The organism is Kribbella sp. NBC_00482 (genome assembly GCF_036013725.1).
Taxonomy (GTDB): domain Bacteria; phylum Actinomycetota; class Actinomycetes; order Propionibacteriales; family Kribbellaceae; genus Kribbella.
On the sequence record NZ_CP107881.1, the window covers coordinates 4,445,752 to 4,459,485 of the forward strand.

A 13,734-nucleotide genomic window follows, 5' to 3' on the forward strand; every position below is an offset into this window, starting at 1 on the left:
CGAATAACGGATACTCTTGCTAGGTGCCCGCCGAGACCTCGCAGACGCTCGACCGGGGGCTGACCGTCCTCGAGTTGCTGGCGGACGCCCCCGACGGGCTGTCCATCACCGAGCTCGCCGCGGCGCTCGGCGTCAGCCGGACGGTCGTGTACCGCTTGGTGAACACGCTCGAGCTGCACCGGCTCGTACGCCGTGACAGCGAGGGCCGCGCCCGGCTCGGTCTCGCCGTACTGCACTACAGCCGCCGCGTGCAGCCCACGTTGCGTGACGCCGCACTCCCGGTACTGCGCTCACTCGCCGAGGACACCGGCGCCACCGCGCATCTCACAGTCGCAGACGGTGAGGAGGCGCTCGCGATCGCGGTCGTCGAGCCGAGCTGGACCGACTACCACGTCTCCTACCGGATGGGTTCCCGGCACTCGCTCGACCAGGGCGCCGCCGGTAAGGCGATCCTGGCCGGCCGCCGCAAGCCCGACCCCGCCGGCCGCCCCTTCGTCGTAACCTCCGGCGAACTCCAGGCCGGCGCCCAAGGTGTGTCTTCACCCGTCCTGGGCGTCCCCGGCGTAGAAGCCTCCATAGGCGTAGTAGTCCTCGGCAAACTGGACCGAGACTTCGTAGGCCCCCGAGTAGCCCGAGCCGCAGTAGAAGTAGCCAAACGCCTCGCCTAGCTGGTGGCAGCCTCCACCAGTGGGAGCACTCGGTGGGGGATTTGTTCGGCGAGGGCGATGACTGTTGAGGCGCGTTGGATGCCTTGGACGATGACTACCTGGTCGATCACGCGTTGGAGGTCGGCGTTCGAGCGGGCGACGATGCGGCACCACAGGTCCTCGGCGCCGGTGATGGTGTGGACCTCGAGGACCTCGGGGATGCGGGCGAGCGCCTCGGCGACCGTGGTGTGACCCGAGCCCTGCTCGATCTGCAGGGTCGCGAACGCCGTCACCGGGTAGCCGATCGCGCTCGTGTCGATGTCCGGCCCCCACCCGCGCACCACCCCGTCGCGCTGCAGCCGGTCCAGCCGCGCCTGCACGGTCCCGCGCGCGACGCCCAGCCGGCGCGACGCCTCCAGTACGCCGACCCGCGGCTCGGCCGCGAACAACCCCAGGATCCGGGCGTCCAGCGCATCGACCGTCATGGCCAACCTCCCGCGATGGTCAGACTGACCAAATAGTCCAGCAACATCCGCAGCATACTGCACAGCTTGTCCAGCAAAACAAGGAACTGTTGCGCAACCTGCGTCCGCCCACCAGGCTCGGCTGCACGAAACCGACCCGGGAGGACCCCGATGACCAGCACCGACCTCACGCCCGCAGAGCTCGACGCCGATCTCGACCTCGACCAGCTGAAGCAGCTCGTCGGCCTGGTGCCGTACGACGAGAGCACCGACCCGTTCCCGGTCACCGCCATGGACGCGGTGGTGTTCGTGGTCGGCAACGCCACCCAGACCGCGAAGTGGTACCAGCTCGCGTTCGGGATGGACCTCGTCGCGTACTCCGGCCCCGAGACCGGCTCCAAGGACAGCAAGGCGTACGTCCTCAAGGCCGGCTCCGCGCGCTTCGTCATCTCCGGCGGTGTCAGCCCGAAGAGCACGCTGCTCGACCACCACCGCAAGCACGGTGACGGCGTCGCCGACCTCGCCCTCGAGGTCCCGGACGTCGACAAGTGCATCGCGCACGCGCGCAAGGTCGGCGCCGTCGTCCTCGAGGAGCCGAACGACATCTCCGACGAGCACGGCACGATCCGCCGTGCGGCGATCGCGGCGTATGGCGACACCCGTCACACCCTGATCGACCGGAGCAGGTACGACGGCCCGTACCTGCCCGGCTTCGTCGCGGCGACCACCAAGGTCACCCGCCCCGAGGGCCACCCGAAGCGGCTGTTCCAGGCCGTCGACCACGTGGTCGGCAACGTCGAGCTCGGCAAGATGGACGAGTGGGTTGCCTTCTACAACAAGGTGATGGGTTTCGTGAACATGGCGGAGTTCATCGGGGACGACATCGCCACCGACTACTCCGCGCTGATGAGCAAGGTCGTCGCCAACGGCAACCACCGGGTGAAGTTCCCGCTGAACGAGCCGGCGGTGGCGAAGAAGAAGTCGCAGATCGACGAGTTCCTGGAGTTCTACGACGGCGCCGGCGCGCAGCACATCGCGCTCGCGACCAACGACATCCTGCGCACCGTCGACATCATGCGGGCCAACGGCGTCGAGTTCCTCAACACCCCGGACTCCTACTACGAGGATCCCGAGCTGCGGGCCCGGATCGGCGAGGTGCGGGTGTCGATCGACGAGTTGCAGTCGCGCGGCATCCTGGTCGACCGCGACGAGGACGGCTACCTGCTGCAGATCTTCACCGCGCCGATCGGCGACCGCCCGACGGTGTTCTACGAACTGATCGAGCGGCACGGTTCGCTCGGCTTCGGCAAGGGCAACTTCAAGGCGCTCTTCGAGGCCATCGAGCGCGAACAAGAGCGCCGCGGCAACCTCTAGCAACCCGGTTAAACGGGTAACCGAGCCCAGAACCTTGCCGGTAGCAACTGCACACGGCGTGTCGCCGTCCGATTACCGGAATGACTGTCCGGGCAGGCTCCGTTCGCGTAGTGTGCCTTCCTGAGTGGGCGTCGGGGCGTGCACTCAGGAAGGGTTTCGTCATGAAGACACTGGGCATTCTGCTCAGCACCGCCGGCCTGGCCGGCGTGGGCGCGATCGCGTTGTCCGTCCTCCCGGCCGAGGCGGCCACGGCCGCCAGTTGCTCGGGCGCGAGGTCCATCGCATCGGCGCCGATGCTGCGTAACCATCAGCCGCCCAGCTGGGGCACGGTCCGGCTCGTCCGCGACAGCTGCTACCAGTACTGGGCCGAGATCACCATGGCGTCGCCGCTGGTCGCCAACGCGAAGGCCAACGCCTTCCTGGTGCAGTACGGCGGCGGCAACAACGGCCGGGTGCTCAGCTGCGACAGCAGCGGCGGCAACGGCTCGGTGATCCAGGGGCAGCGCACCTGCAGGACACCGAAGGTGAAGGCGACCGCCGGCAGCATCACGTTCGCCGCGATCGGCCGCGAGTACCACAACTACGGCGGCGGCTACGAAGAGATCTCGGAGAACATCACCAAGCGCACCCGGTGAGACTGGGGCGGGCAGTACCGCGGAGTAGTAATTAGGCTCGCTGTATGAGTGAGGTTGTCGAGCAGCTGCGTCAGGTCCTGCCGCCCGAGGCGCTGGTGACCGATCCGGACCGGATGGAGAGCTACCGGTACGACCGGGCGATGTTCTGCCCGGCCGGGGTTCCGCTCGCCGTCGTCCTGGCCCGGGAGACCGCGCACGTCCAGGCCGCGGTGCGGATCGCGGCCGAGGCCGGCGTACCGATCGTGCCGCAGGGCGCGCGGTCCGGCCTGTCCGGCGCCGCCAACGCGCTCGACGGCTGCATCGTCATCTCGCTGGAGAAGATGGACCGGATCCTGGCGATCGAGCCCATCGACCGGTACGTCGTCACGCAGCCGGGCGTCTACAACGCGGTCCTGTCCCGCGCGGTCGCCGAGCACGGGCTGTTCTACCCGCCGGACCCGTCCAGCTGGGAGTTCTGCTCGATCGGCGGCAACCTGTCCACGAACTCGGGCGGCCTGTGCTGCGTGAAGTACGGCGTGACCACGGACTACGTGCTCGGCCTGGAGGTCGTGCTCGCCGACGGCCGGATCCTGCGGACCGGGCGGAAGACCGTGAAGGGCGTCGCCGGGTACGACCTCGCGAAGCTGATCGTCGGCAGCGAAGGCACCCTCGGCATCATCACCGAGGCGACCCTGGCGCTGCGCCCGGCCGCCGCGAAGCCGAAGACGATGGCCGCGCTGTTCGGCTCCGGCGTCGAGGCCGGGAACGCGATCCTGGAGATCATCCGCAGCGGCGTCTCGCTGAGCCTGCTGGAGATCATGGACCGGACCACGATCCGCGCGGTCAACAAGTACAAGCGGATGGACCTGCCCGACGAGGCGGCCGCGATGCTGATCGCGCAGTCCGACGCGGGCGGCGAGGCGGGCGCCGCCGACGTCGCCGCGGTGGCCAAGCTGTGCCGCGACCACGGCGCCCTGGAGTGCATCGAGGCCGAGGACGACGCCGAGGGCGAGCTGCTGCTCGAGGGCCGCCGGGCCGCGCTGACCGCCCTGGAGGAACTCGGTACGACGCTGATCGACGACGTCGCCGTACCGCGCTCGCGGCTGGCCGAGTTCATCGGCCGGATCGAGGCGCTGTCGGCCGAGCTGGACATCACGATCGGTGTCCTCGGGCACGCCGGCGACGGCAACATGCACCCGACGGTCGTCTTCGACCAGACCGATCCGGCGCAGGCCGAGCGGGCCCAGGTCGCGTTCGACCGGGTGATGGAGATCGGGCTGGACCTCGGCGGCACAATCACCGGCGAGCACGGGGTCGGGGTCCTGAAGCGCACCTGGCTGGCGGAGGAGATCGGGCCGGTCGCACTCGACGTGCACCGGGCGATCAAGACCGCCCTGGACCCGAAGAACCTGCTGAACCCGGGGAAGGTCGTTGCCGGGTGACCCAGGAACCGGCGCTGTGACGGAACCGCAATAGAACTGCCGAGGCCACTCGACGTCCACGCCCGTCGAATGTGACGTCCGGCCGACACCATGGAAGTGAGGACGTGTACGAATTCGCGGGGGGACTTGATGCAGGGTAGGAGGCGCCCGATGGGTCTGTGGCGCCGTACCGTGCTGCCTGCCGTCGCCGCGGTGGTCGCGACGATCACGCTCGCCGCCTGCGGAAACGGCGGCGGACTGCGGGTCGAGGGCCCCGAATCGCCCCCTCCGACGACCCCGACGCCGTCGGTCGCGTTCGGCACCGGAAACCCCTCTCCACGCGCCGAGCGCACCCCGCAAGTGGCCGTCGACCTGTACAAGGTCCGGGCCCGGCTGCTCGCCGATCGGCACCTGTCGAGCTACTCGCGGACAGTCCTTTCGAATTGCACCGTGATTTCGCGTTGCCTCAGCAGGGGTAAGACCGTTGATGTATTGCACAGCGGTACACCTCAGCAGATCGTTCTGATCCATACTCTGGAGAAGTTCGTTTTCGGTATCTTCCTGATCGCCGTCGAGCCAACCGGCCCGCGACCGATCTGGAACCTGGACGTCGAGCAACCGACCGTGAACGCCAGCCCGCAAGGTGACCTGGTGGTCGAGTCGAAGATCTTCGCGATCGACGACCCGGTCTGCTGCCCGTCCGGCCGACGGGTCGAGGTCTACCGTTGGAACGGCCGGCAGATGATCAAGGTGAGCTCGACGGACCAGTAGGGAGACCCAAGTTCGTGGTACCGGAAGAACCGGCAGCGCGCATTCTCATGGTTGAGGACGACGCGGTGATCCGTGAGGCGACCCAGTTGACCCTCGAGCGGCACGGCTACGACGTGACCACGGCCGAGGACGGCCTGGAAGCGATCGAACGCTTCGAGAAGATCCATCCGGACGTCGTGATGCTCGACATCATGCTGCCCGGGCTGGACGGCATCTCGGTCTGCCGACGGATCCGCGAGACCAGCACGGTCCCGATCGTGATGGTGTCGGCGCGCGGAGACGCGCTCGACGTCGTACTCGGCCTCGAGGCAGGCGCCGACGACTATGTGACCAAACCGTTCGACACCCAGGTGCTGGTGGCACGGCTGCGGGCGGTGATGCGGCGCGCGGTCTCCGACCCGGAGCGTCCGGCACCGGCGGCCGGCTCCGGCGTGGAGTCGTTCGGCGACCTCGAACTGGATCGGGAGGCGCTGGAGGTACGGCGCAGTGGACAGACCGTCCAGCTGACGCCGACCGAGCTCAAGCTCCTGATCGAGTTCGCGAACAACCCCGGTGTGGTGCTGAGCCGGTCGACCTTGCTGCAACGGGTCTGGGACTACGAGTGGGGCGGCGACGGCCGGCTGGTCGACGTCCACCTGCAGCGGCTACGGACCAAGATCGGTGCCGACCGCATCGAAACCGTCCGCGGCTTCGGGTACAAGCTGCGGGCATAGCGGATGGGACTGCGCGGCAAGCTCGGTCTCATCTTCCTGCTGGTCTCGGCGCTCGCGATCCTGGTGCTGTGCGTCGCGGTTTACACCCAGGCCCAGTCGGCCCGGCTGGACCGCACGCGCAGCTTCGCCGACGAGCGGATCCAGCTTGCGGCGCAGAGCTACGACACCAACGACGTACCGGTGTTCGGGGCGAAGCTGGACGATCCGGACCTGCCGCCGCAGTTGCGGGAGGCCGTGCTCGAAGGCAAGCGGGCCACGTTCAAGACCGGGTCGCCGCACGCGAAGATGTGGGCGGCGGTCGCGGTCAAGGACGGCAAGGTGCTCTCGATCGAGCAGGACTACGAGAGCACCGACGACTCCATGAAGGCGTTGCAGCAGGCGCTGATCCTCGGCGGGATCGGCACGGTCGCGCTGGTCGCGCTGGTCAGCGTGATCCTGGCCGGCAGCCTGTCCAAACGGATCGTCGCGGTCGCGGGCACAGCCCGGCGGATCGCGGCCGGCGATCTGGACGCGTCCGCGGCCGAGGCCGTTGGCAAGGGCAAGGACGAGGTCCAGTCGCTGGCGACAGCGCTCGACACGATGGCCAGCTCGCTGCGCGGTCAGCTGGAGGCCGAGCGTCGCTTCACGGCGGACGTCGCGCACGATCTGCGGACGCCGGTGACCGGGCTGACCACCGCCGCCGAGTTGCTGCCGCCGGGCCGCCCCAGCGAACTGGTGCGCGACCGGGCCAAGGTGCTGCGGCGCCTGGTCGAGGATCTCCTGGAGATCGCCCGGTTCGACTCGGGTGTCGAGCAGGCCGATCTGGAGCTGGTCGGGCTCGGCGCGTTCGTGGGTTCGGCGGTCGGACGGCTGCGGATGCAGCAGTCGCTCGCGCCGGACAGCGTGATCGTGCGCCAGACCGGGCCGGAAGAGACGGTGTCGACCGACTCGCGGCGGATCGAGCGGATCCTGGCGAACCTGATCGTCAACGCGTTGCGGCACGGCCGCCCGCCGGTCGAGGTCACGATCAGCGGCCGGACTGTCGAGGTCGTTGACCATGGCAACGGCTACCCGGAGGAACTGATTGCCGAGGGCCCGCGCCGGTTCCGGTCCGGGATGGCCGAGCGCGGCGCCGGGCACGGCCTCGGCCTGACCATCGCGGTCGGGCACGCCAAGGTCTTGGGCGCCGAGCTGACGTTCGGCGAAGCGCCCGGCGGCGGTGCACTCGCCCGCCTCGTGCTACCTGCCGGACCTGAGACGGTGTTGTAACACAACCTTTCCGTCCGCTACCGCGTCTTCCCCTCCGTAACACCAACAAAACGAGGGGAAACCAGACATCATGCGTGCACAGTTCATCCGCCGTTCCGCTGCCGTCGTCGCCGGTCTCGCACTGGCTGCCGGGGGTCTCGGCATCGCCGGCGCCCTGCAGGCCAACGCGGCGACGACCGCCACCACCGCCACCAGCGCCTCCATCGCGGCGAAGTCGATCACGATCAAGTCGGACAAGACCACCGCGAAGGCGTGGACGAAGGTCTCGTTCACCGGCAAGACGTCCGGCATCGCGAAGAACACCGTCGTCCAGGTGCAGCGGCTGCAGAACGGCAAGTGGGTCAACTTCCCGGCCACCACCAAGGTGACCAGCCGGGCGACGTATTCGGTGTGGGTGCAGAGCGGCCGGCTCGGCGTGAACAAGTTCCGCGTCGTCGCGGCGAACACCGCGTCCGCGCCGGTCTCCGTGACCATCACCAAGTAACAAAGGCAAAGCGGCGCCACTCCCTAGGGGCGGGAGTGGCGCCGCTTTCTTGTTGTTTAGTGCGTGCCGTAGACGTTGAACTCGGCGGCCGAGCCGAAGACCGCGCCGTTGAGCGAGCTGGTCCCGACGAACTTCACGAAACGACCCGGCTTGGCGGTGAAGTCGACCCGCTGTACGGCGGTGGAGTTCGGGAACTGCCCGGAAGCAACCGGTGTACCCCAGTCCTGACCGTCCGCGCTGACGTAGATCTCGTACCCCTTGAACATCCCGTTCGTGCCACTCTGCCGCGGCAGGTAGCCGAACCCGTTCACCTGGTACGTCGACCCGAGGTCGAGCGTCATGTGATGCGGGTACCCGGCCGGCGTACTGACCTCGGACCAGGCGGAATGCCAAAGGGTGCTGGGGTTTCCGTCCAGCGCCGAGGTCGCGGCGCCACCCGTGGCGACATCCTCACTGCTCACGTCGGCCACCTTGATCCGGGACTGCGGAACGGTCCCCGGCGGGAGCACGGTGGCCTCCGCGCTGACCGTCGCCTGACCACCCGTCGCCGTCAGCGGATACTTGCCCTCCGGCGTACCGGCCGGGGGAGTGACGTCCCAGGTAGTCGTCACACTGGTGCCTGCGGCAACGGTCGCGTGGGTAGCCGGCGTGGTCGCGGTGACGGTCCAGCCGTCCGGTGCGGTCAGGCCCAACGTGATGTTGCTGGCGGCCACCACATCGTTGTTGGTGAACGTGGTGGTCACGGTGTTCGCTTCACCGGAGACAAGCCCGGTCACGCCCGACACCGCCACCGAAGTGCAGTCCGCCGGCTGCGACGTCGTACCGAGATCGGTCACGGCGAAGTTGTCCATGATGAAGTCGCTCTGGTCGCCGCCATCGGTGAGCTTGCGCAGTCCGACCCAGTAGTCACCGCCGCAACCGGCCACGAACTCCTGGTCGAACGTCGCCTTCGTGCGCTGCTCGCCGATCGGCGTCGCCTTGACCTCGACGGACGCCGGCCGGTCGACACCCTGGACCCACGCGTACTGACCGGCGCGGCCGCTCTCGTAGTCGAAGCTGACCTTGTACTTGTGGCCCGGCTGGAAGTTCACCGTCCACGGCGCGGTCCGGTAGACCAGACCTTGGTTCTCCTCGTGCGATTTGAGCGACCAGTTGCCGTCGAGGACATCGTCGACCAGCTTCCCGTTCCAGCCCGCCTGCGTGTACGGCGCGTGCTTGGGAACGAGCACTGTCCGCGGGTCGGTGACGCCACCGGCATCGCCCTTCACGAACGGCCCCCAACCTTGGTCCACGTGCTCGAAGTCGTCGACGAGCCCGGCCGCTGGCCTGGTCGTCTCGACCACCCGCACATCGTCGAGTCGAACTTGCGCCGCACCCGCAGCAGCCCCGATGGACAGGTCAGCGGTGCTTCCCTTGGCCTGGAACACGACTCGAGCGCGTTGGTAGTACGCCTCGTGTTTGTCGTCGGCAGCAACCATGTTCTGCGCAGTCGATCTGGTGACCTGGTTGCGGACGCCGTCGACGGTCACCGTGGTCGGGCGGGACTTGCCCGGTTCGACCTCGATCCAGGCGGACGCGCTGTACGTGCGACCGCGGGTCAGGCCGGTGAGCTGCTGCCGGATCGCCGACGACTTCGTACCGAGTTCGGCGACGTGCTGGCCGTTCTCGAGGGTGCTGATCGTCGCGTTGCCGGTGGCGTTCCAGGCCGCGAGGTTGCCGGCGTTGAAGCCGGGGTCCTTGACGTGCGAGCTCTCGCCCCAGTTCGCGGGCCGCGGTGTCGGCGCCGTGTCCGGGTAGACGACGTACGGCTGGCCGGCCTTGGCATCGAGGCTGATGCTGCCGTTGCGGACGGGCGCGGTGGCGACCTTGACCCGGCCGGTGTCGGTCAGCTTGTAGACGGAGAAGGAGCGGGTGCCGGCGAAGGCCGCGGGGATCTTCCAGGTGGTGTGGCCGCCGGTCGGGTTGTAGTGGTACAGCTTCTTGTTGTTGTCCCACGGCAGCAAGTACTTGTCGCCGTCGAGCACCTTCGCATTCCCGACGTACACGGTCCGCTCCCCGCTCTCGACAGCACCACGAACGCCGCCGGTGAAGCTGATGTCGCCGCTGTTCCAGTCCAGGATCTTCTGCTGCTGCAGGAACTTCGCGGGCAGGTTGCGCTGCCAGATGTTGGCGTAGAACGCGTTCCAGTCGGTCTCGCCGGTCCAGCCCTCGAACTCGACGATCGCGGTCTGGCCGAGGATCGGGTCGTTGTTCCAGACGTCCTTCTCGTGGTTGCGGACGAACCGGATGATCTGCGAGTTCAGGCCCTTGTTGGTGGCGCCGCCGTAGTCGAGGTCGTTGGCCCAGTGCGACCACAGCGACGTCCGCTCGTGCCGGTCGGCCCACTCGGTGGCGATCTGCCAGCCCTGGTCGGCGAGCTGCCGGGACAGGCCGTCGGCGAGCCAGCCCGACTGGTAGTACACGTCGATGTACAGCTCCTGCAGGTTCTTGTCGGTCTCGTCGCGGAGCTGCTGGAACCGCTTCACGATGTTGCCGGAGGCAAGATCTGGGCGCTGCTTGATGTAGTAGCTCTGGTTCAGCCAGTTCCAGCCCTTGGCGTTCTTGTCCACCAGGTCCTCGCTGAACGCGTTCGCCTCCGGGTAGGACTCGGTCGCGTTGACGTGGACGCCGAACGCCGCGTTCCAGGACTTGCCCTGCTTGAGCAGCGTGTTCAGGTCGGTCAGCCCACCGGCGCGGGTGTTGTAGTTGCCGCCGTAGTCCGGGTGGGCGGAGTCGTGGCCTTCAGCGCCGTACCCCTTGAGGACCGCCATCTGGCCGAGGCCGTCGGTGGCCAGCGAGATCCGCTTGACGTCGTCGAGCGTCCGCAGGAACGGGTGCGTGGCCTGGCTGGCGAAGTTGAACGGGATGTGCGTGATGACCCGGTTCTTGACCTGGTCGCCGCCGTTCGGCTCGGTCATGATCGAGCGGAACGCGACCGCGCCGTCCTCCCAGTCGACCGTCCGGTCGTGGTTCGCGTCGGGAGTGACGACGACCTTCGCCCAGGGGAGCGGTTCGGTGTACGGCGACGTGTCGGCGCGGTACGTCCACTGGCCGCTCCACACGCCGACGCGCGTACTGCCGTCGGCGGCCTTGCGGGCGCGGTGCCAGAACCGGGCGCCGTCGTCGACCGATGGCCCGGACGGCTTGTCGTACGTCGAGTTCGACTCGATGCCCGCCGCGAGCCCGCTGGTGTTGACGAACGCGTACGCCGCTCCGGTCGCGGCCGTGTCGCCCGGCGTGCTCGCGGTGACTGGCGTGATCTTGTCCGCGGTCCGGGTCGAATCCGGATCCAGCGTGGTGAACGCCGTCGTCGCACTCGCATCCGTACTCGCCACCGAGACCAGGTCGTGGTCCGGGATGTCGATCGTGTGCACGCGACTCGTCTCGGTGTCACGCACCGCGTCGATCGCGAACTTCGTCACCCGCCCCGCCACGCTCAGGCTCGCATCCAGCTCGACGCCGGGCAGGGCGTCGAAGGCCAGCGTGTACGACGCTCGCCCGCCGTCGACTCCGCCGTCGACCGTCGGCGACGCGGCGAGATGCGCGGTGCGGGCCACTCCGTCGATCGTGACCGTCGAGATCGCGTCCGGCTGACCCCCGAGGGCCTGCCCGGAGGCGTTGTCGACGTACTTGACCACCCGGGGAAAGTCCGCCCCGACGGTGACCGTCAACTCCCGCGACCGCAGCGTGAGGTCGCCCGCGGCATGCGCACCTGATGGCACGCTCAGCACACCGGCAGCCAACGCTACAGCCAGTACTCCACACCCCACTGAACGTTTCATGCGCCAAAAGTTCGCACGTAAGCGCTGACTCGTCAAGGGAAACGAACAGTTATGAACAAGATCAGCCAGGAATGATCTTTCCGCTGACCTCGCCGAGGCCGAGGCGGGTGCCGTCGGCCGCCTGTGCCCAAGCCGTGATCGTGACCTCGTCGCCGTCCTCGAGGAACGTGTGTTCCTTCCCGTCGACGATCAGCGGCTCGCGACCTCCCCAGCTCAGCTCGATGAACGAGCCGCGCTGGTCCTTGGCCGGCCCGCTGACGGTCCCGGACGCGTAGAAGTCGCCGGTGCGGACACTGGCGCCGTTGACGGTCATGTGGGCGAGCATCTGCGCGGGCGACCAGTAGATGTCGCGGTACGGCGGACTACTGACGAGGTGGCCGTTGAGATAGACCTCGAAGGTGATGTCGTAGTTCACGAGGTTCTCGCCGGCGAGGTAGGGGAGGACCGGTGGGTTCTGAGGTGCGAGGGGGACGGCCGAGGCGGCCAGGGCATCCAGGGAGATGACCCAGGGGGAGATCGACGTGGCGAAGGACTTGCCGAGGAACGGGCCGAGCGGCACGTACTCCCACGCCTGCAGGTCGCGCGCCGACCAGTCGTTGACGACGACCACGCCGTATACGTGCTCCGCGAAATCCTCAACGGAAACAGGCTTTCCAAGCGTTGACGGCGTACCGACGACGTAGCCGAGCTCGACCTCGATGTCGAGCCGCTGGGACGGGCCGAAGGTCGGTGCCGCGGCGTCCGGGGCCTTGCGCTGGCCGGAAGGGCGGACGATGTCGGTGCCGCTGGCAACGATGGTGCCGGCCCGGCCGTGGTAGCCGACGGGCAGGTGCTTCCAGTTCGGCAGCAGTGGCTCGGAGTCCGGGCGGAACAGCCGGCCGAGGTTCGACGCGTGCTGTTCGGAGGCGTAGAAGTCGACGTAGTCGCCGACCTCGAACGGCAGTTGCATCGTCACCGCGGACTGCGGGATCAGGTGCGGCTCGACGGCGTCCCGGTCGTTCTCGTTGCGGACCAGGTCGAGCAGCCAGTTCCGGGTCGCGCGCCAGGCCGGGCGGCCGAGCGCGAGGAAGGCGTTCAGCGTCGGCTCGGCGAACAACTGTGCGCCGTCCAGCATCTGCACGGACGCGACCGGCGCGAGGTCGATGATCTGGTCGCCGATCGCCGCACCCACCCGCGGCTCCTCGTCGCCGTGCCGGAACACACCGAGCGGCAGGTTCTCCGGCCCGAACGGCGAACCGTCCGGGATTTCGATCCAGGTCATGGGGTCTCCATCAACTGCAGCGTCGTCAGGTCCGTGCGTGGCTCGTCGATGCTGCACGAGCCGAACGACGTGAACCACCGTCGCGTGCTCGCCGCCTGATCGTCGGACAACTCGCGCGCCCGCGCCGCCAGCACCTCACCGTCGCGCTGGTCCAGCAGCTCGACCAGTTCGTCATGTGCGGCCCCGTCCAGCGACGCCCGGGTCGCCAGCAGGACGTTGAGGAACCCGTGGTGCTCGAAGCCGGTGTCTTCAGCGGTATGCCGGACCGCGTTGTGCAGGCCGGCCGTGCACTTGAAGGCCACTTCGCGGTCGAGGCAGGCAGTGATGAAGGCGGCCACCTGGCCGGCCGACGGGAACAGTGCGGCGTCGAGACCGCCGGTGCGGAGTTTCGCGGCGTACCCGGCGTCGGCGACCACGTCGAGGGCACGCTCCCACGCCCCGTCCAGGCCGAGCTCGACGTACGCCGTCTCCTCGTCGAGGCAGTCGTCGCATGCGCGGACGACGCGCAGCGCGTTCCGGGACAGGTCGTCCTCGTCGCGCAGCCGGACCTCGACCGCGGTGACCTCGACGTCCTTCGAGCGGTCGGCCCAGCGGACGGGCGGCTCGATCCCGCCGGCGCCGCCGGAGATCACCACCGAGACGCGGAGCGGTGCCGTGCCGGTGCGGGCGGCTTCGGCGGCGACCTTCATCAGGTCGTCGTCGGCGCACACGAACGTGCCGACCAGATCGGCGTACGGCGACCGGCGGTGGACGTGGTGGGCCGCGACGGCCTCGGGCAGCGGCAGGTCGCCCGGCGGGAACATCGAGGCGTCGTCGACCAGGTGCCGGTACAGCGCAGGGACGGTTGACATGGGTCGAAGCCTAACGGATGCTTTCGGTAAGCGGACGCAGGCGTTCGGATAACGTACACCGTGGA

Annotated in this window: 12 protein-coding genes; 8 read left to right on the forward strand and 4 right to left on the reverse strand. The window is 68.4% G+C overall.

Annotated elements, in window-relative coordinates; translation table 11 throughout:
* Positions 1-23 precede the first annotated feature (23 nt).
* Positions 24-668 (forward strand): IclR family transcriptional regulator, encoded by a 645-nt coding sequence (locus tag OHB24_RS21860; RefSeq protein WP_130382015.1) that lies wholly within the window; start codon positions 24-26, stop codon positions 666-668.
* Here the strand turns inward: OHB24_RS21860 and OHB24_RS21865 are convergent.
* Positions 665-1,132 (reverse strand): Lrp/AsnC family transcriptional regulator, encoded by a 468-nt coding sequence (locus tag OHB24_RS21865; RefSeq protein ID WP_327640946.1) that lies wholly within the window; start codon positions 1,130-1,132, stop codon positions 665-667. The two genes, OHB24_RS21860 and OHB24_RS21865, sit on opposite strands and share 4 nt — an antisense overlap.
* 150 nt (positions 1,133-1,282) lie before the next feature.
* Between OHB24_RS21865 and hppD the strand changes: the two genes are divergently transcribed.
* From hppD to OHB24_RS21900, 7 genes are all read left to right on the forward strand, one after another.
* On the forward strand, positions 1,283-2,485 hold the full coding sequence (gene hppD / locus OHB24_RS21870) for a 4-hydroxyphenylpyruvate dioxygenase (protein WP_327640947.1): 1,203 nt from the start codon (positions 1,283-1,285) through the stop codon (positions 2,483-2,485).
* A gap of 161 nt (positions 2,486-2,646) precedes the next feature.
* Positions 2,647-3,120, forward strand: coding sequence for a hypothetical protein (locus tag OHB24_RS21875; RefSeq protein WP_327640948.1), 474 nt, complete (start codon positions 2,647-2,649; stop codon positions 3,118-3,120).
* Positions 3,121-3,164: 44 nt separating this feature from the next.
* Positions 3,165-4,541: an FAD-binding oxidoreductase gene (locus OHB24_RS21880; RefSeq protein ID WP_327640949.1), complete on the forward strand. Its 1,377-nt coding sequence runs from the start codon at positions 3,165-3,167 to the stop codon at positions 4,539-4,541.
* A gap of 150 nt (positions 4,542-4,691) precedes the next feature.
* Positions 4,692-5,291: a hypothetical protein gene (locus OHB24_RS21885; protein WP_327640950.1), complete on the forward strand. Its 600-nt coding sequence runs from the start codon at positions 4,692-4,694 to the stop codon at positions 5,289-5,291.
* A 47-nt stretch (positions 5,292-5,338) separates the two neighbouring features.
* On the forward strand, positions 5,339-6,004 hold the full coding sequence (cseB, locus tag OHB24_RS21890; RefSeq protein ID WP_165546781.1) for a two-component system response regulator CseB: 666 nt from the start codon (positions 5,339-5,341) through the stop codon (positions 6,002-6,004).
* A 3-nt stretch (positions 6,005-6,007) separates the two neighbouring features.
* Positions 6,008-7,252 carry a HAMP domain-containing sensor histidine kinase gene (locus OHB24_RS21895; RefSeq protein WP_327640951.1) on the forward strand — a complete coding sequence of 415 codons (1,245 nt, stop codon included), beginning with the start codon at positions 6,008-6,010 and terminating at the stop codon, positions 7,250-7,252.
* A 70-nt stretch (positions 7,253-7,322) separates the two neighbouring features.
* Positions 7,323-7,736, forward strand: a complete 414-nt coding sequence (locus tag OHB24_RS21900; RefSeq protein ID WP_327640952.1) for a hypothetical protein — start codon at positions 7,323-7,325, stop codon at positions 7,734-7,736.
* 56 nt (positions 7,737-7,792) lie between these two features.
* Here the strand turns inward: OHB24_RS21900 and OHB24_RS21905 are convergent, their stop codons facing one another.
* From OHB24_RS21905 to OHB24_RS21915, 3 genes are all read right to left on the reverse strand, one after another.
* A complete protein-coding gene (locus tag OHB24_RS21905; protein WP_327640953.1) occupies positions 7,793-11,557 on the reverse strand; it encodes an endo-alpha-N-acetylgalactosaminidase family protein in 3,765 nt (1,254 codons plus the stop codon).
* Positions 11,558-11,618: 61 nt separating this feature from the next.
* The gene (fahA, locus tag OHB24_RS21910; RefSeq protein ID WP_327640954.1) at positions 11,619-12,818 is read right to left on the reverse strand and encodes a fumarylacetoacetase; all 1,200 of its coding nucleotides are present in this window, start codon (positions 12,816-12,818) and stop codon (positions 11,619-11,621) included.
* Complete coding sequence (locus tag OHB24_RS21915; RefSeq protein ID WP_327640955.1) at positions 12,815-13,669, reverse strand: hypothetical protein; 855 nt, start codon at positions 13,667-13,669, stop codon at positions 12,815-12,817. The genes fahA and OHB24_RS21915 overlap by 4 nt, the downstream gene beginning before the upstream one ends.
* Positions 13,670-13,734 lie beyond the last annotated feature (65 nt).

Bases quoted from the DNA above. Each gene is read 5' to 3' on its own strand.
- OHB24_RS21865 (WP_327640946.1), bottom strand. From the start codon at position 1,132: ATGACGGTCGATGCGCTGGACGCCCGGATCCTGGGGTTGTTCGCGGCC.
- hppD (WP_327640947.1), top strand. From the start codon at position 1,283: ATGACCAGCACCGACCTCACGCCCGCAGAGCTCGACGCCGATCTCGAC.
- OHB24_RS21875 (WP_327640948.1), top strand. From the start codon at position 2,647: ATGAAGACACTGGGCATTCTGCTCAGCACCGCCGGCCTGGCCGGCGTG.
- OHB24_RS21880 (WP_327640949.1), top strand. From the start codon at position 3,165: ATGAGTGAGGTTGTCGAGCAGCTGCGTCAGGTCCTGCCGCCCGAGGCG.
- OHB24_RS21885 (WP_327640950.1), top strand. From the start codon at position 4,692: ATGGGTCTGTGGCGCCGTACCGTGCTGCCTGCCGTCGCCGCGGTGGTC.
- cseB (WP_165546781.1), top strand. From the start codon at position 5,339: ATGGTTGAGGACGACGCGGTGATCCGTGAGGCGACCCAGTTGACCCTC.
- OHB24_RS21895 (WP_327640951.1), top strand. From the start codon at position 6,008: ATGGGACTGCGCGGCAAGCTCGGTCTCATCTTCCTGCTGGTCTCGGCG.
- OHB24_RS21900 (WP_327640952.1), top strand. From the start codon at position 7,323: ATGCGTGCACAGTTCATCCGCCGTTCCGCTGCCGTCGTCGCCGGTCTC.
- OHB24_RS21905 (WP_327640953.1), bottom strand. From the start codon at position 11,557: ATGAAACGTTCAGTGGGGTGTGGAGTACTGGCTGTAGCGTTGGCTGCC.
- fahA (WP_327640954.1), bottom strand. From the start codon at position 12,818: ATGACCTGGATCGAAATCCCGGACGGTTCGCCGTTCGGGCCGGAGAAC.
- OHB24_RS21915 (WP_327640955.1), bottom strand. From the start codon at position 13,669: ATGTCAACCGTCCCTGCGCTGTACCGGCACCTGGTCGACGACGCCTCG.